General features: G+C 37.9%; 16 protein-coding genes. 3 read left to right on the forward strand and 13 right to left on the reverse strand.

Going from position 1 to position 19,495, the window contains the following annotated elements; genetic code table 11:
* Positions 1–97 precede the first annotated feature (97 nt).
* The 7 genes from sstT to gst all read right to left on the reverse strand — a co-directional run bounded on the left by sstT (position 98) and on the right by gst (position 6,799).
* Positions 98–1,360 carry a serine/threonine transporter SstT gene (gene sstT / locus IGL13_RS11755; RefSeq protein ID WP_002359106.1) on the reverse strand — a complete coding sequence of 421 codons (1,263 nt, stop codon included), beginning with the start codon at positions 1,358–1,360 and terminating at the stop codon, positions 98–100.
* Positions 1,361–1,488: 128 nt separating this feature from the next.
* Entirely contained in the window at positions 1,489–1,872 is a 384-nt protein-coding gene (locus IGL13_RS11760; RefSeq protein WP_002355036.1) for a potassium channel family protein, read from the reverse strand.
* Positions 1,873–1,974: 102 nt separating this feature from the next.
* Positions 1,975–2,715: a tRNA pseudouridine(38-40) synthase TruA gene (truA, locus tag IGL13_RS11765; protein ID WP_002359105.1), complete on the reverse strand. Its 741-nt coding sequence runs from the start codon at positions 2,713–2,715 to the stop codon at positions 1,975–1,977.
* Positions 2,716–2,826: 111 nt separating this feature from the next.
* The gene (locus IGL13_RS11770) at positions 2,827–4,608 is read right to left on the reverse strand and encodes a hypothetical protein (RefSeq protein WP_002401613.1); all 1,782 of its coding nucleotides are present in this window, start codon (positions 4,606–4,608) and stop codon (positions 2,827–2,829) included.
* A 150-nt stretch (positions 4,609–4,758) separates the two neighbouring features.
* Positions 4,759–5,685 carry an anti-sigma factor gene (locus IGL13_RS11775; protein WP_002365315.1) on the reverse strand — a complete coding sequence of 309 codons (927 nt, stop codon included), beginning with the start codon at positions 5,683–5,685 and terminating at the stop codon, positions 4,759–4,761.
* A gap of 2 nt (positions 5,686–5,687) precedes the next feature.
* Positions 5,688–6,152, reverse strand: coding sequence for an RNA polymerase sigma factor (locus IGL13_RS11780; RefSeq protein WP_002401614.1), 465 nt, complete (start codon positions 6,150–6,152; stop codon positions 5,688–5,690).
* A gap of 137 nt (positions 6,153–6,289) precedes the next feature.
* Positions 6,290–6,799, reverse strand: a complete 510-nt coding sequence (gst, locus tag IGL13_RS11785) for a DinB family glutathione transferase (RefSeq protein ID WP_002361063.1) — start codon at positions 6,797–6,799, stop codon at positions 6,290–6,292.
* Between the two features lie 332 nt (positions 6,800–7,131).
* Between gst and IGL13_RS11790 the strand changes: the two genes are divergently transcribed.
* A complete protein-coding gene (locus IGL13_RS11790; RefSeq protein WP_002401615.1) occupies positions 7,132–8,535 on the forward strand; it encodes a dicarboxylate/amino acid:cation symporter in 1,404 nt (467 codons plus the stop codon).
* A 70-nt stretch (positions 8,536–8,605) separates the two neighbouring features.
* On the opposite strand, the gene IGL13_RS11795 is transcribed toward IGL13_RS11790, so the two are convergent.
* Together IGL13_RS11795 and rlmH are read right to left on the reverse strand one after the other, a co-directional pair.
* Positions 8,606–12,937: a polysaccharide lyase family 8 super-sandwich domain-containing protein gene (locus tag IGL13_RS11795; protein WP_224561187.1), complete on the reverse strand. Its 4,332-nt coding sequence runs from the start codon at positions 12,935–12,937 to the stop codon at positions 8,606–8,608.
* 582 nt (positions 12,938–13,519) lie between these two features.
* Entirely contained in the window at positions 13,520–13,999 is a 480-nt protein-coding gene (rlmH, locus tag IGL13_RS11800) for a 23S rRNA (pseudouridine(1915)-N(3))-methyltransferase RlmH (protein ID WP_002355021.1), read from the reverse strand.
* 400 nt (positions 14,000–14,399) lie between these two features.
* Here rlmH and IGL13_RS11805 point away from each other — a divergent pair, with 400 nt between their 5' ends.
* A complete protein-coding gene (locus tag IGL13_RS11805) occupies positions 14,400–15,698 on the forward strand; it encodes a S1C family serine protease (RefSeq protein ID WP_002368406.1) in 1,299 nt (432 codons plus the stop codon).
* A gap of 46 nt (positions 15,699–15,744) precedes the next feature.
* Here the strand turns inward: IGL13_RS11805 and ytpR are convergent, their stop codons facing one another.
* From ytpR to pepA, 4 genes are all read right to left on the reverse strand, one after another.
* Positions 15,745–16,365 (reverse strand): YtpR family tRNA-binding protein, encoded by a 621-nt coding sequence (gene ytpR / locus IGL13_RS11810; protein ID WP_002361057.1) that lies wholly within the window; start codon positions 16,363–16,365, stop codon positions 15,745–15,747.
* Between the two features lie 210 nt (positions 16,366–16,575).
* Entirely contained in the window at positions 16,576–17,031 is a 456-nt protein-coding gene (locus IGL13_RS11815; protein ID WP_002385249.1) for a universal stress protein, read from the reverse strand.
* A 147-nt stretch (positions 17,032–17,178) separates the two neighbouring features.
* The gene (locus tag IGL13_RS11820; protein ID WP_002355015.1) at positions 17,179–17,493 is read right to left on the reverse strand and encodes a thioredoxin family protein; all 315 of its coding nucleotides are present in this window, start codon (positions 17,491–17,493) and stop codon (positions 17,179–17,181) included.
* Positions 17,494–17,504: 11 nt separating this feature from the next.
* Positions 17,505–18,581 (reverse strand): glutamyl aminopeptidase, encoded by a 1,077-nt coding sequence (gene pepA / locus IGL13_RS11825; RefSeq protein WP_002355013.1) that lies wholly within the window; start codon positions 18,579–18,581, stop codon positions 17,505–17,507.
* Between the two features lie 306 nt (positions 18,582–18,887).
* Here pepA and IGL13_RS11830 point away from each other — a divergent pair, with 306 nt between their 5' ends.
* Complete coding sequence (locus IGL13_RS11830; protein ID WP_002355012.1) at positions 18,888–19,229, forward strand: PepSY domain-containing protein; 342 nt, start codon at positions 18,888–18,890, stop codon at positions 19,227–19,229.
* Positions 19,230–19,495 lie beyond the last annotated feature (266 nt).

Genomic DNA, 19,495 nt, shown 5'->3' on the forward strand with positions numbered 1-19,495 from the left:
ACAAAATGGTCGATAATTTCAGTGGCCCCTGAAAAAAATGGGGCCGAGATTATTAAAGAAAGGAACAACCCGCATTTTAGCGGGTTGTTCCTTTCTTTTAAATATTTTCTTGTTCGACCACCAATTGACTTTTGCCAATTAACGCTTTGACATCAATACTTTCACCATTTTTACGTCGGTCTGCTAACTCAACTGAGGTGGTAAACAACAAGTCACTAGAAGAGTTCAACGCTGTTTCAATGGAATCTTGGACTACGCCGACGATAAAGCCAACGCCGACGACTTGCATGGCAATGTCATTGGAAATGCCAAACAAACTACATGCAAGCGGAATTAACAACAAGGAACCACCAGCAATTCCTGAAGCCCCACAAGCAGAAACAGCGGCGATGATACTCAACAATAATGCTAAATAGATTGGCACGGACATGCCTAATGTGTGGACTGCCGCCAATGTCATAATGGTAATCGTAATGGCTGCGCCGCCCATATTAATCGTTGCGCCCAGCGGAATAGAGACCGCATAAGATTCTTCATTTAAATCCATTGCTTTCGCCAATTCCATATTAATGGGAATATTGGCCGCAGAACTGCGTGTAAAGAATGCGGGAATCGCACTTTCCTTTAATACAAAAAAGACTAACGGATACGGATTTTGCCGAATATTCCAAAAAACAATCGCTGGATAAACGACTAAAGCAACCACGGCCATCGTACCAATTAACAATAATAGTAACTGACCGTACTTGGCTAACCCTGCAATGCCTGTTGTTGCCACCGAATGAAACACCAAACCTAGAATTCCAATTGGCGCAATGCCGATAATCATTTGAACGACCGTGGTAATCCCTGTTGAAAGATTGGCAATCACATCCTTGGTAGCGACCGAACTTTGACGTAACCCAATACCGATTAATGAGGACCAAAATAAAACAGATAAATAATTGCCTTCAATCATCGCTTGAATCGGATTTTGGACAACGCTTGTTAACACATTACTTAAAACATCACTAAGTTGCGTTGGGGCTGCTTGCGCTTCCTGCGCCGCCTCCAAGACAATCTTAACGGGAAACAGATAGCTTGCCGTCACGGCAACAACAGCTGCCAAAAATGTCGCTAACAGATACACAACTAAAATTGATCCAACATATGTTTTCGCCCCAGCCTTTTGTTGGGCTAGCGACGCAATAATTAAGACAAAAACTAAAATCGGCGCAATTGCTTTTAAGGCGCCCACAAACAATTCACCAAGAACGCTGATGAAGGTCCATTCTGGCACCAAGAAACCCAAGGTGGTTCCAATCACAATCCCTATCATGATTTTTTGAATTAACGATAATTTCCGAATCGCTTTGACCATTCACTTCACGCTCCTTTAAAATAAAATACAGTTTGGGACATACTACCATAATTATTAAGATAAAAAAAGAGTGTTTCTCAAAAAACTTTCATTTTTCGAGAAACACTTGGTCAACTCATCAATTTCGTCTATTTTTCTGAAGACTTTTCCGCTGAATGTTCTTTGTTTTTATGGTGATGGTGGTGATGACTTTGTTTAGAATACAAGTAGGATTTTGCTACGACCGAAATAAACATAGCCATAATCCCCAAGCCTACTGTAGCATAAACCATGGTGAAAATTTTTCCCAAGTCAGTAACTGGATGCACATCTCCATAACCAATCGTGGTTAACGTCATGAAACTTAAATATAAAGAATCTAATGGCGACAATTTTTCCACTGTTGAATAAAAAATAGTCCCACTCAACAACGTGGTTGCCAGTAAAAAGAACAAGGCACGAGTGTCTTCTTTTTTTAAGATACCTAAAAAAGATGAAAATAGTTTTTTGACAGAAATAAGTAAAGATAGCAAAAAAATGACCTCTTTCTATTGTTAATCTCTTCTTAACGTTAGCACTTTTTAGATGAAGTTCAACTTTTTAATTGGTGTGGTTAAAGAAAATTTATTTTTTTGTTATTTATAATACACTTCATCTAAAAACAACCCTTGTGCAGGAGCCGTTTCACCTGCGCCTTCTCGGACTTTTGTTGCGAACAATTCATCAATTATCGCTAATTCTTTGGTGCCTGCACCAATTTCTAAAAGTGTCCCAACGAGGATGCGGACCATTTTATGCAAGAACCCATTGCCCACAAAAGTGAACTGTAACATTTCGCCGTTTCTTTCAATCGTAATCTTTTCAATCGTTCGAGTAGTCGATTTTTTGTTTTTTTTCAATGCTGAAAAGCCAATAAAATCATGGGTCCCTATTAATTTTTGGCAAGCTTGTTCCATTTTTTCTTGATCCAACGCTTTGGGAAAGTGAAAACTATGATACCGTTCAAAGGCATTAGGAATTGGGCTATTCCAAACATAGTAGCTGTATTGTTTGCCTGTGGCATTATACCGTGCATGAAAACGTTCAGGCATTTCTGTAACTTCTTTAACAACAATATCGCCAGGTAAATATCGATTTAAAAAGGATAACATTTCGGTTGTTGTTAGTGAACTAGTCGTTTTAAAATTCGCTACTTGACCACGTGCATGTGTGCCGGCATCCGTTCTGCCTGAGCCAATAATTTCAATCGGTTCACCCGTCATTTGTGTTAAAATACTTTCAATTTTCCCTTGAATCGTTTTCTCTGAATTACCTAGTCGTTGCCAACCTGAGTACCTTTTACCATCGTATTCAATGGTTAATTTTATGTTGCGCATGGGCGAAGCTCCTTCGTATTCTTTTTCTCTATTATCATAGCAGAAACAAGTGGATTTTTCTTCTTTTCCAAGAATAAAACACCTCTTTTCTATAGAAAAGAGGTGTTTTATTTAGTTTAATCCTGCAATTTTCAATTCTTCAACATTCGCTGCTTTAGCATTTTCAGTCACTACGGCTTTAAATGTCACTTGGTCGCCCTCTTTTAAGAATAGCGCCAGCGGACTGTTATTAGTCGTTACGCTAAAAATGGTTTTTTCATCTTCTAGTAAAAATGAAACTACCGTTTGCGCTTCCCCAGCTACTACTGAGACACGAGCTACTTTACCTTGCATCGTTTTCAAGTTGGCTTTGTCTGTATTTTCATTGTTGCTTCCTTTGGTTACTAACTCAATTCGATAAGCGTCTAATGCGCCTTGTGCCGTGTCTGCATCAATCACAATATCATTATCTACGGCGTTTATATAGACATATTTTTTGAAAATCCCTTTACTGTCCATTAACGAAACAATCCACGTTGGCACGCCATCAATGTTATAAAGGACTGGCATACTAGCTTTCCATTTCTTTTCTGGATAAATTTTTGAAGCGATAGAAATGGCGCCATCACTATCCATAATGCCGACTTTAGTATCACGATAATACGTAACTTGGCCTGTTCGGGCATTGATTAAGGAATAACCTAAAGCGGAATCTTGGTCTTTTTCACTACTTGTAAAGTCCGTAAAATAAAGCAACTGGTTCCCTTCCTTGTTCATCATCGGCGTAATTTGTCCTGATGCATAAATACCATTTTCAGTTGGAATTTTAACATCTTTTTTGGCACCAAACATTGTCTGGTTCCACCAGCCTTGACTGTAACGACCAAAGAATTCATTTAAGCTATTCGCCGCTGAACTAGTAATCGGCGCATCAACGAAACTTGGGGCTTTTTGACTGTCATAAACGTTAACTTCTCCTGTTGTAGCATTTAATACCGCCGTTTTAAATTCATTATAGTGCATGCGACCAGAAACCCCATACTCTTTGTAAAGCGTTTGAATATAGTAAGGATTCCCTTGGTCGTCCAGCTCTAAATTGATTGTGCCAGTTGCTGCATAACCTGGATAAGCGGAATAAATTTTTCGTGCAGCATCTTTGCCAAAGTAAGCTGAAGGAGTATAAACAATTGGTTTTTCTACAAATTCTGGCTGTGCGTTGATATCTGTCGCACTAATGATGAAATAGCCAGGTACTTCCCCCAGTTTTAGCCATTTAAAGAAGCCATTAAATTCGACTGTTGCTACATAAACATACTCGCCATTGACAACTTGTGCCGTTATACCATCCAAAGTAAACATATTGGAATTGGGAATGACAGAAAATTTCTGTAACATTTTTCGTTTCGCCGTTTGTGGTGCAATCGCAATGGGTGTTTCTTTCGCCGAAGTTAAAACTTCAGCTTTTTCTTCCGTTTTTAAAGGAATCGTTTGATAAATTTCATCAATAGAAGAAATTCTGGTAATACTACTGACAATAGTCAACAAAATCATTGCCAAAACGGCAACACCCAAAATTTTGCCAGACCAGTCTTTGTTAACCGTTTTGTTGGTATTCTTCCCTACTTCTTTGCGGCCCTTTTGGATACCAGGAACTTCGACTTTACTAGCTAAGCGTGTACTTAATAACACCCCACTAGCAATCACTGCGCCAATCAGATTAATCCATAACACGGTTGAAAGATTTTTACTTGGCAAAGTCACAAATAAAAAGATACCTAACAAGAGCAATTCAATCGCCATTAATAGAATAGTCCCCTTACTCTTTTTCCCTTTATTCGCTACAATTTTGGCGCCATTCGCAACTAAGATCCCGATACCAAAAAATAACGTTAACCCAATAAAATTAAAAAACATTCACTTGCCCTCCTCATAGATAAGTAAAAAAGTGCTCCCACGCATTGTAGAAGCACTTCCTGTGATCCATTCTATTATAACGTTTTCTATTTTTACTGACAATATCGTTGAAGCAAAATCAGTCGGAAGGCTTAGAGTTTTGAAGAACGTTTATTTCTCTGGCTGAATATAAGGAACGATAGGTGCGGTCACGCCAATTGAAGCCCCACGAACAAAAGGTTCATTTTGTAAGGCTTTGAAATTTTTGGTTTGTCCGGTGAGCATGACTCCCCAAATAGGTAATTTTTCGACTTTTTTATTTTTATTTTGTTGGATAAACTTTTGGCCTTCTTGGTTGTCAGCAAACATGGGGGATTTTTCTAAGGTTTCAAAAAAGTGTTGCTTGTCGTTTTCAGGATCAAATATTTCGTTTTGATCGTCCATGCTTAATTGAAAACCATAAGGCAGCGTACCAGAAGGACCCTCTTTTTCATTAACCGTTTCGGAGTAAACATAGAGCCAAACTAAGTTGACATTGCTCGGTAACATTTTGCGGACTTCTTCATATGGATAAGGTTTATCAAAAGAAATCGCCACTTCCGCTACTTGGTTTTCCATTTTATCTAATTCACTTAATTCGTTTTTGATACCACCATAGTAATTGGTAATCGCTGGGTTATAAAAAGATGCTACTTTCTGCTTGGTTTGTCGGTTGTATTCATAAAAATTCTTAGAAGAATAATAGCTACCAGGATAGACTTCATTCCAGTCAATCGAATTTCTGAAAAAGCTATATCTGCTACGTAAATTACTCCACTCCACCGTGTAACCATCAATATTTTTTGAACGATTAGTTACAACTTCGCCCCCAAAAGGCGAACTATTAGCAATTACTTGGGAATCTAATTGAGTGTTTGGTGAAGCAATCATTTCTTGATCATTAATTACTTCTAGTAGGGTATGATAGTTTTTCGTCGAAAGTTTATCCATTCCCACAAAAAAACCGACAAACAATACGGCAAAACTAACAACGGTTATGGCACCAATCACGATAAATTGTTTTCTTTTCGCTTTACGAATACTTTTTTTTAAATCCACTTCTATTCCTCCAGTTCTTTTTTTAATTTTTGACGTGTGCGATACAATTTTTTGCGAACATTTTCAACAGATAATTCTAAAATCAACGCAATCTCGGCATACGATAATTGATAATAATATTTCAAAAGTACTAGTTCTTGTTCCTCATCTTTTAAGGAATCGATCAATAATAATAACTCTTGCCCTTCCATTTTTTCTATTGATTGCACAGGATGGCTGTTTGCCACAAAAGTGCGTTCTCGTTTCTTTTTTCGATACATCGTAATGTAGTAATTAAATGTTACTCGGAAAAACCACGGGCGTAGATTTTCTGATGTAATTTCAGGTAATATTGAAAAAATCGTTGTATACGTTTGCGACACTGCATCTTGTGCATCTTCAAGACTTGCTCCTCGGTGAATCAAGACTTGGATGACTTCTTGCCCCAAAGAAAATAGTACTTCGTCAAAATTTGCCTCCTTTTTCATCTGATTTCTCCTTTCACTTATACAACGTTTCAACTAGGGAAAAAGTGGACAGTCCTTCGTTCATTATTTTTATGTATTTTTCTCTCAATAAAAAATGCTCCTGCTTAAGCAGAAGCATTTTTGTTTTTGCTTATTTATCATTTTCCAATGACTAATCTTCGTGTATAAACGGCTTGCCCAGAATGCATCACTGCATCATCAATCGCTGAAACTAAACGGACTTGTCTAGTCACCGGCGGGGTCCAATTTTTATCAATCACGTCTGACAATTGTTCTTCTTTGATTTGGTCTAAATAGCTTTTGGTAAGTGCCACACTAGCAGCCAAATAGTCACTAAGCAATTGCTTTTCTGCCACCACGACTTTCGCCGCTTCTTCTGGTGTGTGATGCCAGTCTTCTGTCTCATCTGGCAAATCCAAGGCAAATTTTTCTGTCCAGTGTTGGCTAAGCCATAACGGTTCACTATGATTAAGTGCGGAAATTTGTAGGTCTAATTCTCTGGCTGTGTGCCACATTAGCCAAGTAACAGACTTAATTAATGGTGCGGGCATCGTGTTTGCTTCGGCAACGGTCATTTGCGCAAGGGTTTCTTCAAAACGTTCGTGCGCTCGGTCAAGGGTTTCACTAGAAAGTTGAGTGACTTTCATAAAAATACCTCCTTTGTGTTGGTGCCTGTTCTTTCGTTTCTATTTTCTATTATACTGCAAAAGAATCCGTTGTAGTTCTTTTTTGGCTGCGGTATCTGCGGAAAGGGTAAAGATCACTTTCTTTCTTCAAAAATAACACCCCCCTAAGTAAAAAAGAATTGACAATTCTCGTAGTTTCCCTTAGTATGTGGAAAAGTACCTTTAAGATAGTCCGAGAGGCTAACAAGGCAAAGTTCTGTAAAATTCTGTATTTTTGTATAGTGAATGATACGAGATGTCTTGCCCTTTTTTTGTGTGCAAGGCTTTTTTTGCGCGGTGCTTAATCAATTTATTTGGGAGGCAACAAAGTGGAAAAGAAAAAACGTGAAGTGAAAGGTATCTCATTTACCAAAAAAATGGTGATTTCATTGGTGGGAGGTTTAATCGTTGGGCTCGGCTTTTTATTTTTAAGAGAGCACCTTATTCGCAGCAATCAAGGCGCTGTGTGGCAGACAATCAATCAGATTCTTTTCCAAGATATTTCAGATCCTGAAAAAGGACAATCTGCGATTGGGCTTTTCTATATTATTGGTCAACTATTTATCAACGGCCTACAATTAGTGATTGTGCCGATGGTCTTTACTTCAATTACTTTAGCCATTTGTCATATTACCGATACGCAAAAATTAGGACGAATTTCTTATAAAACAATTTTTGGCTTTTTATCGATGTCACTGATTGCTCTATTAACGGCAGGAATTGTGGGCTATAGCGTATATTTAACTGGCGCTTTTAATGTGTCGTTATCTGAAACGCTAGCTCCTGTCGAAGTAAGTACAAGCGGCAACCCATTAATGGTGATAGTCAATGCTGTCACGAAAAATATCGGTTCTGCGTTTAGCGACAATGGTGCGATTTTAGCTGTTGTTGTGTTGGCAGTGATTACTGGTTTATGTATTAATGCATTAGGGGATAAAATTCGTGTTTTCAAAAAATTAATTGAAGAAGTCAATGCGATGGTCACGTTATTTTTAACCTTTGTAATTACTAAATTTGCTCCTATCGCCGTCTTTATGTTGTTAGTTCGGACGTTTGCTTCTTACGGGATTGATTATTTAAAACCAGCGTTAGTCTACGTCGTAACAACGACAGCGACGCTCTTAGCCTTTTTGATGATCGGTTACCCATTATTTATCTTATTTGCGACAAAATTAAATCCTATTCCTTTTATTAAAAAGATTATGAAAGTTGTGGTCTTTGGATTTTCTACTTCTTCTTCGGCAGCCACTTTACCGTTAAATACAAAAACAACGGTTGAAGAGTTAGGTGTCGACAGCGATGTTGCCGCCTTTGTCTTGCCGTTAGGAATGACTATTAATATGAACGGCACAGCGATTATGCAAGTAATTGCGGCTATTTTTGTGGCGGGCGTAGCTGGTTATGAAGTGACACCAGCTAATATTGCCTTGATTGCCATTTTAGCTTTAATGTCATCTATTGGTACACCGGCGGCACCTGGCGCTGGCGGAATTATCCTTTTCACTATTTTAACTGGTTTAAACTATAACAATGAGATTGCGATTGCGACGTATTCATTGATTTTAGCCATTAATCGTCCAATCGAAATGCTCGTTACTAGCCTAAACGTGGTTGGTGATAGCGCCACTGCGATTTATGTCGCACATTCGGAAGATTTGTTGGATGAAGTCACTTATCTGACTGATGTCGCTGACTTGCAAAATGCGGAAGCGGAGTGATTAATGAAAAAGCAGACTTCTTGTATGGAAGTCTGCTTTTTTATTATGTTTTTAGTGAATCCGTAATTTTTTACTTCTTCGATTTACTTTTACGAAAAACTAAAAGACACCCACTGGCGATAACTAGAAGACCAATAATCACAAGCGCGATCGATTTCTTTTCTCCTGTGCTCGGTAAAAATTGGCTAGCTTTTCTGAAACCACCTTGGCTTGATGGCTTAACTTGTTTCGTACCAGTTTGATCAACTCCTGTACTAGTATTTAAGTGTCCATTATTCCCCCCATTTTTTTGCTCCTTTTTATTTTCCCCACTATTTTTCAATGTTAATTGCTTCACTGCCAAGCGTAGCTCTGCTTCTGCTTGGTCTACTTCTGCTTGTGTCGCTGTTGTTTGATCTGCCACAGTTTGCGCTTGTTTCAGTGCTTCGCTGTAGGCTTTCCAGCTACTTGCGGTGTAGTCTTTTTCTTGGTTTTTCTCGTTTTCTTTGATGATTTTCAACAAGTTGGTTTTATCTACTTCTTTAGTTGGCACTTTTGCCAATTGCTTCACTGCCGAACGTAGTTCTGCTTCTGCTTGGTCTACTTCTGCTTGCGTTGCTGTTGTTTGATCTGCCACAGTTTGTGCTTGCTTCAATGCTTCGCTGTAGGCTTTCCAGCTACTTGCGGTGTAGTCTTTTTCTTGGTGTTTCTCGTTTTCTTTGATGATTTTCAACAAGTTGGTTTTATCTACTTCTTTAGTTGGCACTTTTACCAATTGCTTCACCGCCGAACGTAGTTTTGCTTCTGCTTGGTCTACTTCTGCTTGTGTCGCTGTTGTTTGATCTGCCACAGTTTGTGCTTGTTTCAATGCTTCGCTGTAGACTTTCCAGCTGCTTGCGGTGTAGTCTTTTTCTTGGTGTTTCTCGTTTTCTTTGATGATTTTCAACAAGTTGGTTTTATCTACTTCTTTAGTTGGCACTTTTACCAATTGCTTCACTGCCGAACGTAACTCTGTTTCTGCTTGGTCTACTTCTGCTTGTGTCGCTGTTGTTTGATCTGCCACAGTTTGCGCTTGTTTCAGTGCTTCGCTGTAGGCTTTCCAGCTACTTGCGGTGTAGTCTTTTTCTTGGTGTTTCTCGTTTTCTTTGATGATTTTCAACAAGTTGGTTTTATCTACTTCTTTGGTTGGTACTTTTACCAATTGCTTCACTGCCGAGCGTAGTTTTGCTTCTGCTTGGTCTACTTCTGCTTGCGTTGCTGTTGCTTGATCTACCACAGTTTGTGCTTGTTTCAATGCTTCGCTGTAGACTTTCCAGCTGCTTGCGGTGTAATCTTTTTCTTGGTGTTCTTTTTGTTCCTGAATTAATTTTTCTAACGCTTCTTTCGTTACTTCAGGAGTTGTTTTAACTGTGATTGAACGCGAGCTGCCATTTAACCCCGCACTATTTAAAGTGATAATATTTTGGTCAACAGAAATTTCTGGGTCCGCTGCGACTACTTCAAGAATGCCCTTATCAAATTCAATAGAAACGGATGCATTATTTTGTAAAGGATTCGCAAGAGTTAAGCGATAAACACCGTTATCAATTTTTTCTGAAATAACCGACATTGAATCATACGCATACAGTCCTGCAATTTCTTGGTCATTATTCCATGTATTCATCATGACATAATTACCTGCTTCAATGGCTTGTAAGTTTGCTGTATTTTCTAGAACAGTATAGCCTTTGTTTTTAGAAAGAGCTGCGATTTCTTCATTCGTTTTCCCAACCACTGTTAAATATTCGTAAGTACCATTTTCAACAGTCTTACCATAATTTTTACTAATTTTAGCAAATGTATTTGTATAGGTTTTATCATTAACAAAGTATTCGTTAATATCTCCGTAGCGACCAGAGCGTTCTTCTATTTGAACATCAAGCGTATTCATTGAATTAGGAAAAACATAGCCAATGTTATTCAATGGATTCGCTGCGCTTAAACTAATCCAAGAATTATCTTTGTCTGAACCTTGGTTAAGCTTCACTTCCTGTGGATGAATCATCCGATTATCGAGGATTGTTTCAATCGAAGCATCTGTCGTACCAGTAATGCCACTTCCCAAATTAATGATTTGACCATCTAATAAGAACCAAGATTTTTTAGCAACTAAGTTCATTCCTTCATTACTTTTATCTAAAAACATTCCTATAGAGGCAACCTGTCCATTATTTGAGCCACCTACCCATGACTGGGGACTGCGTTTCCCTGTATAAGCACCATTTACCAATTCTCTTGTGTCAACTGTCGTTCCTGGTAATCGATATGGATCGATCGTTGCCCAGTATCCTTCATCAAACTGAGCAAAGTCTTGATTGTATAAATAAAGCATGCCGTCTGCTGTATGCCAGCCTTTTTTATTTTCCGTATTCCCAAATTCATAGTTTCCGACACGTTGTGAATACATACTGATACCCACCGCATATTCGTTATTTTTCTGTAGGACTCGATCCATCGAACCATATACATTTAAAGATTGCATTGGTGTCGCTTGGGCAGGTGACGCACTATTCACCACATTTTTCAAGTCAATTAACGCTTCAAAATCTCTTGGTTTTTTAAAGAAATGATAGTATGACCCACTTTGTTGAAGCCACGTTTGGATAGATGTATAAATGTCATTTCTTAAATTTTCTGGTGCAAATTTTGCAATTAAGGTTAAATTAGCTATTGTTTCTTTACCCGATTCAAACTCTGTAGTAAAAGGATTCGTTTCTGGCGCTCTGGAAATACTTCTACCAGAAACCATCGATGGCATTTTTCCATTTACCATCAATTGTAAGTAACCTTTATCAACAACATTAAATAAATTACTAATGTTAGGGTCATTCATCTCCCAGTCGGAACCTTGTAAAATAGTCTGAATTCGTCCAAACCCTTTTAGCAACTCATTCCCGTAACTGCCGTTGTACGGAAAATAACCATGTTGAATCAAGGAACCATCAGGATATAAGCCATCACCAGAGGAAACACTTTTTAAAACGGACGGAACAGCTTCTTGTACTTGTACTAGGCGTTGATTATCTTCTAACAAAAGTCCAGTACCTAAAACGGTGATTGAAATATCTGTTAAGTTAGCCCCTGTTGCACGATAAATTGGCCATTGTATGTTGGGATCTTTTGCATACAGCATCAGCGGAGCAGTAAATTTATTTAATTTTTCTGAATCTGTATTCAATAGGTCATCATGTAATAAAATCAATGTATCTGTTAGCGGCTGCGCGGAACCAATTTGCCAATCCCACCAGTTACCTGTGTAATACGTTCCATTGTATTTTTTTGTATCAATCATAAATTCAATGCCTTTAACAATCGCATCATAAACTTCCGGTTTTTCAAAAAGCTCACTTGATGGTTCATAGTAGCCTAACGCTAATTTTTTAATATTGGTAAATTGAGTCGTGTAATCAGCAGACACTGTATCCGATGGTTTTCGTTCCCACAGATACCCACGATCTGCTGCTTGATTAAGCGTTTGCCACAATGCTAAACTCTCCGTAGCAATCTGGGCACGATACTGTTGCACATCTGCATCGTTATCATACTGCGTTGTACCTAACAATCGCATTTTCCATTTTGCTCGCATTTCCGCATATTGTTTATTTTCTGCTACAACAGTCACAGGAATTGTATCACTAATTTCTGTTCCTTTAATTTTGACTGTTACTTTCGCTTCACCACTCTTAACTGCTGTTAAATTACCCGTTTGGTCAACCGTCACAATAGTAGGATCACTACTTGACCACTCAATCTGATCCTCTGTGATATCTACTCCAGCTGGTGACACTTCAAAGGCTAGCTGTTGCTTTCTTTTTTCACTAATAGTCAGGTTCTCTGTTAAAAGTTTAATCGCTTCTGGCAGTCGTTTTTTTTCATATGCTTCAAACGAAATAATACTTGAACTGTAAAATTGCTTATTTGTGTGTTGCCACATTTTCATCTGCTGATATTTTACAAAACGTGCTTGTACATTATTGCCATCAATATATTTTTTAGTAGGTTGGCCACCTTTCCCATTCTCTTCTTTAAAGATAGATTGATAGCTTTCACCATCTGTTGAAACTAAGATTTCATACACAGGACTTTCTGCATGCAACTGTAAAACGAGTTCGCCAATGTTTTTTACTTCACCCAAATCAACAATTAACCATTGTTCATCTTGCTTATCAGCGGACCAGCGTGTTGTTTCATCGCCATCGACAGCTTTTTCGCCAACAAATTGAGGGTATTTCCAATTCTCTCCAATTTTTCCTCCTTCCACACCAGAATATGTCACTTCTTTTTGTAAAAATAAATCAGTTATTTCTTCTGCAGATGCACTCATCGCAGTTAGCGAGAAGCCTGTAAGCATGAAAGCAACAACGACTATTATTTTTTTTATCATATTTTTCCCCATATCTTTCTATTTTTAAGCAACCAATCCGACTTTTCCAAACACTTTTTTCTGATAATTTAATCAACTTCCTCCTCTACTAAGTATTCTATATAAAAATTAGGCATGAAAAGACAACCTAAAGTAATTACTTCAGACAGACTTTTCATGCCTAGTTTTCCCTAGTCACATGAAATATTATACATGTTTACGCTTTCACTTTAAGGTAATTTTTGGTTACTGTCAATAGCGTTTTCTTCATTAAAGAGCTTATTCAACTTTTCACGTTAAAAATATTGATTTTTATGATAATCCCTTAATTTTTTCTCATTTTAAAATAATAATTATGGGTGCTGAACCTGTTTCTGAGGCACAACAATTGGACAATTTTTTTGAAAAAACGAGAGGAATGAGCATTGTTTTTTGCCATTCCTCTCATTTTTATTTATTGTTTGAACGGTAACGTTGCTCTCAAACCAGTTTGATTGAATTTTTTTATTTTCTATCAGACAAACAGACTAAAGATATTTTACTTCATATATTTTTCAAGCAATGACTTGATTCATAGAAATTACTGAGCAACCAGCCTACTTCCTATTTATGATACGGTTCCCCTTTCATAATCCGAAAACCGCGATAAATTTGTTCCACTAATACCAAACGCATTAACTGATGTGGATAAGTCAAGCGGCCAAAAGAAATTTGTTGGTTACTTCGCTGAAGGACTGAATCACTGAGACCTAAAGAACCACCAATGACAAACGTTAGGTTACTTTTGCCACTAATCCCTAATTGTTCAATTTCTTTTGAAAATTCTTCACTAGATAATTGTTTGCCATTAATGGCTAAAACAAAGACGTATTCGTTGTCATTAATTTTCCCCAAAATACGTTGGCCTTCTTTTTCTTTGACTTGAAGCATTTCAGCGTCACTGAGTTTTTCCGGGGCTTTTTCATCTGGTACTTCAATGATTTCCATCTTGGCATAGCTATTTAAACGTTTCAGATATTCATTAATGCCTTGAATCAAGTATTTTTCTTTCAGTTTTCCGACTGTTACTAGTTTAATTTTCACCTATTCCACTACTTTCTCGTTTTCTCTTCTTTCTTATTTTAGCACGAAGTTTGGCTACTTTCCACAACGTTTCCACATACTTATACACATATACACAGAGTTATCCACAGAACAAACTAAAAAATTACTTTATTTAACAGCTTTTTCAATACAAACACATATTCGCCACTGATTTGTCCACATTATCCACATTCTGTGGATAACTTTCTTAAAAACTGTACACAGAGTTATTCCCGATTTGTTCACATTTTTCTGTGTATAACTTTTTCATTCGTATTTTTTCTGTAATTTTTCCCTAAGTTGTTCATAAAAAATTCAAAGCTATTCGATAGACTAAAGGAGTAGGAAACAGATATACTTAATATAGAAAATTCAGATGCACTTATTGGGAGGTTATTTTATGCAACGAAAAGATGTTACACCTAATTCAGATAAAAAAAGTTTATTGCAAAAATTTGGGATTGGTTTAGCTGGCGGCTTACTTGGTGGCGCCCTTATTCTAGGAGGCGCTTATTCTGGGATTATTCCCACACCCAACGGCGGAAATAATGCGGCGACGACGACGTCCACTAATCACGGCGACACAAAAGTCAGCAATGTGAGTTACAATGTGTCTAGCGATGTCACAAAAGCCGTGAAAAAAGTTCAAAATTCTGTGGTTTCTGTCATTAATATGCAAAGTGCTAGCAACAATTCTTCGGCAGATGATCCTTTTGGGGGATTGTTCGGTGGGAATGAAGGTACTCAAGACTCTTCCGGCAACAATGGTAACGATTTAGAAGCAGCCAGTGAAGGTAGTGGGGTTATTTATAAGAAAGATGGTAAAACGGCTTATGTCGTGACAAATAACCACGTCGTAGATAAAGCGCAAGGATTGGAAGTTGTTTTATCTGATGGTACCAAAGTGAAAGGCGAATTAGTCGGAACCGATGCTTACACGGATTTAGCCGTGATTAAAATTTCTTCCGACAAAGTTGATCAAGTCGCTGAGTTTGGGAATTCTAGTAAAATCACAGTCGGTGAGCCTGCTATTGCGATTGGTTCCCCTCTAGGCTCTGATTATGCTAACTCTGTCACACAAGGAATCATCTCTTCTGTGAATAGAAATATTACCAATAAAAACGAGTCTGGTGAAACCATCAATATTAATGCCATTCAAACCGATGCTGCCATCAATCCAGGAAACTCTGGTGGTCCACTAATCAATATTGAAGGACAAGTCATTGGAATTAACTCAGTAAAAATTGTGCAATCAACTAGTCAAGTGAGCGTTGAAGGGATGGGCTTTGCCATTCCAAGTAATGACGTAGTCAACATTATCAACCAATTAGAAAAAGATGGTAAAGTGACGCGGCCAGCTCTCGGGATTACGATGTCTGATTTAACAGGTATCTCTTCACAACAACAAGAACAAATTTTAAAAATTCCAGCTTCTGTAAAAACTGGCGTAGTGGTTCGTGGTGTTGAAGCAGCGACCCCTGCTGAAAAGGCTGGATTGGAAAAATACGATGTTATCACGAAAGTTGACGGCCAAGACGTAAGCTCTACTACAGATTTACAAAGCGCGCTTTACAAGAAAAAAGTTGGCGACAAAATGGAAGTGACTTATTATCGTGGTTCTAAAGAAATGAAAGCAACTATCGATTTAACCATTGATAAATCAGCTTTAACACAACAAAATAATCGCAGCAATCAATAAAAGAAAGAAACGACCTGTTGTTCAAACAACAGGTCGTTTCTTTCTTTTATTCTCCTACCGCAAATGCAGAACCAACTTCTGCATCAAAAGGCAATTCTAAGATTCCTTTTTTAGCTGGTGCATTTGGTAAACGTAATTCTTTTGCTGAACAAATCATTCCAAAACTTTCTTCACCACGTAAAACCCCTGGCCAAATCATTAAACCATCAGGCATCATTGCGCCTGGTTTGGCCACAACTACTTTTTGTCCTGCTTTGATGTTCGGTGCGCCACAAACAATTTGTAAGATTTCGCCGTTGTCTACTTCTGTTTGTGTGATAGATAAATGATCTGAATCTGGGTGTTTTTTACATGATTTGACAAAGCCAACCACAATTTTAGGGGTGTCGTCTTTTTCAAGGGTTTCTGAAAATCCCGCATCTTTAATCGCTGTATTGACTTTTTCGATTTGTTCGTCTGTTAAAGTCACTTGGCCGGTGCCATTAATGTCACCTAGAAGCGCTGAAGCATTGAAAATATTCCAAGCTACCACTGTTTCTGGCGCCTCAACTAAACTTACACGTGCCACATCGCCGACACGTTTTACTTGGTTTTCCGCACCTTGATCGTCCGCAACGATGACAAGTAAGACATCGCCAACGTGTTCTTTGTTATATGCAAAAATCATTTCTGTTCCTCCTCTGTCGTTTTCCTGTCTTATCTTATCAAAAATTGACCCCTTGTGCATACTTTTTTGTCGAAAAACTAAAAGACTTGGAAAATATGTCGCTACGACTTATTCTCCAAGTCCTCAATTTTGAGTGACAAGCCGCTGATCCTTTGAAAAAACAAAAGAAACGTAGGGTCAACTCTCTATTCAATCAATAACTTTTTTTGCTTATTTTTCTTCAGAGTGAACAATTAAGACATCGCAAGGGGCTTGACGAATAATGTAGCTACTGACGCTTCCCATGACCACACGTTCGACTGCGTTTAATCCTGATTGTCCCACCATAATTAAATCAACATTGTATTTTTCAGGTAATTCATGACTCATGACTTCTTTGGGTGAACCAAACATGGTAACTGTTTCAACATTATGAAAATCAACGCTTTCAGCATACTTTTTACAATCGGCCATTAATTCTTCCGCAGCGGCTGTTTCTTGATCAATTAATTGATCATTTAACGTCGAATACCCCATCATTGTATACACTTGATTTTCTAAAATATTTGCAACAATGACTCGGCTTCCGTTTCGACGAGCAACCTCAATTGCACGTTCATAAGCTAAATTGGCTTGATCACTACCGTCTACGCCGACAAGAATATTTTTATACATTTGTTCTTCCATTTTCGTCACCTTCCCGATGGAGGCTGATCTAAAAGGCTTCTTTGACTAAGAATCTAGAGTCAAAAATGAATTTAGGACCCTTGCGCAGAACGCCCTTTTGTCCAGCTGATTCTCTCTTAATTTAATGGTTCCTCTGGTTCATGAAAATTAGCCTAAGCTAGTTAAAAATGCACTGATTTCTTCTTTTGTTTTTCGGTCTTTGTTTACTAAGCGTCCTAACTCTTGACCGTTTTCAATTACGACAAAACTCGGAATACCAAAAATATTCCACTCGGCAGCCACGTCAATAAACTGATCACGGTCGACTTCGATAAATTGAAACGCTGGAAATGCTTCTTCAATTTCAGGCATGACTGGTTTAATGAAACGACAGTCTCCGCACCAATCAGCCGTAAAGAAGAAAACATTTTTACCTTTTTCAACATAAGTTGCTAGTTCTTCTAATGAATTGGGATAAATCATTTAAACATCCTCTACTTTCCGTAAACAATTGTATTAACTGTTGATTTATCCAAGCCACGTAATGCTTGTAACAACATTTCCCGCGCTGCTTCATAATCCGCAATACTAAACATTGTTTGATGCGTATGGATGTAACGACCACAAACGCCGATGACTGTACTTGGTACACCGTTATTAGTTGTGTGCGCTGCCCCAGCATCCGTTCCGCCTTTAGAAACAAAATATTGATACGGAATATTGTGTGTCGCAGCTGTATCTAATAAATATTCACGTAAGCGAGGCAATGTGATCAAACCTGGATCGAAAATCCGTAATAACGTTCCTTCACCTAAATGACCATACGTCCCTTTTTTCGTGTGAATATCATCTGCCGCTGAACAATCCACCGCAAAGAAGATATCTGGATTAAATTTATGAACAGATGGTTTAGAACCACGTAAACCGACTTCTTCTTGTACGTTTGCTCCAGCAATTAATGTGTGGCCTAATTCTTCATTTTGTAACGTTTCCAATGCATCTAATACCAACGTACAACCATAGCGGTTATCCCATGATTTACTGATAATATTTTTGCCATTGGCTGTTTTAATCGTTTCTGTTTGTGGAACAATGGAATCCCCTGGACGAACACCAAAGCTTTCAGCTTCTTCTTTTGAAGAGAATCCTGCATCAAATAACACATCAGAGACTTCCAATTGTTTTTGACCACTCGTACCACGCAACAAGTGTGGCGGAATAGATGAAGAAATACATGGATAGTTCCCTTTACTTGTTTTTAACGTAAAACGTTGTGCTGAAACAACATAGGGATTCCAGCCACCTAAAGGAACCACTTGGAATAAACCATTATCGTTAATTTGAGTTAACATGAAGCCAACTTCGTCCATGTGAGCTGCTACCATTACGCGTGGCGCTGCTTCCACTTTTGAACGTTTAATCCCAAAAATACCACCTAAACCATCATATTGGACATCGTCCACTAATGGGGTGATATGTTCTTTCATGTACGCGCGAATGTCGTCTTCAAATCCGCTGGTTCCTTGTAATTCAGTTAATTCCTTGATTCGTTGAAATGTTTTTTCTTCCATAGATGTATGTCCTATTGCTTTTGATTTGTTGGAAATTACGCCAACCAAGCGTCACTTTTTCTCTAAAAAGTCACTTTATCCTGTCGATAAAAATAGGTACTCCTTTCATATGATTTCACTCTTATTATAACGCAAATACTAGAAAATGCACATCGCTTTCTCTTTTTAAACGTGACAATGAGAATGCCCTAAAAGAATGATTGAAAAACTTTTTTTATTTCTCAGCGGCCCCTTCTCTATGGTAAAATAAGAGTGATACTGACAAAAGTAATAGTAAGCAGAAACCGACCAAGGGAGGTCATACAAATGAACGAAGAAAATGAGTTGACATACTTTAAAGGCGGCTTAGCGCTAGGTGTTGGTCTTGGTTTAGTAGGCGGCATTGCCTCAACCTTGTTCTACCATAAGAAAAAAACAATCTCCGCTGATCTCGTCTTAGAAAATGTAAAAGCTGCTTTTTTAAAAGAAGGACCGATTGAAGGTTCGTGGATTGAGTTTGAGAAAAAGCCCTTGCGGAAATTCGCCATCCACTCCAAAACGTATACTGGAGGAATTTGCCGCATTGAAGACGACGGCATTGTTCAATACGAATTCACTGCAGATGCCTACACAGGAACTGTCATTGACATCCAACGATTAAAAGATTAAAAAGATTGTTACAAAAGCACTTATTTGCTTTTGTAACAATCTTTTTTTCTTCTCATTTGTTTTTTGTAAAAGGGATGTTTATTTTATGTCAAAAAAATCAAATCAATGATGAATAAATACTCAAAAATTGAATGTTTTCTGCATGGAAATCAGCTTAAATCTTTACTTATCAACGTTTGTCCACTTTTTCCATAAAAAAGATTAGACATTTTTTAAAAATTGATAAAAGAATAATCATTTCTAACGATTTTTTAATTTCTCCTTTT

Origin of the sequence: Enterococcus sp. DIV1937, assembly GCF_050535975.1 — a bacterium.
Classification (GTDB): Bacteria; Bacillota; Bacilli; order Lactobacillales; family Enterococcaceae; genus Enterococcus; species Enterococcus faecalis.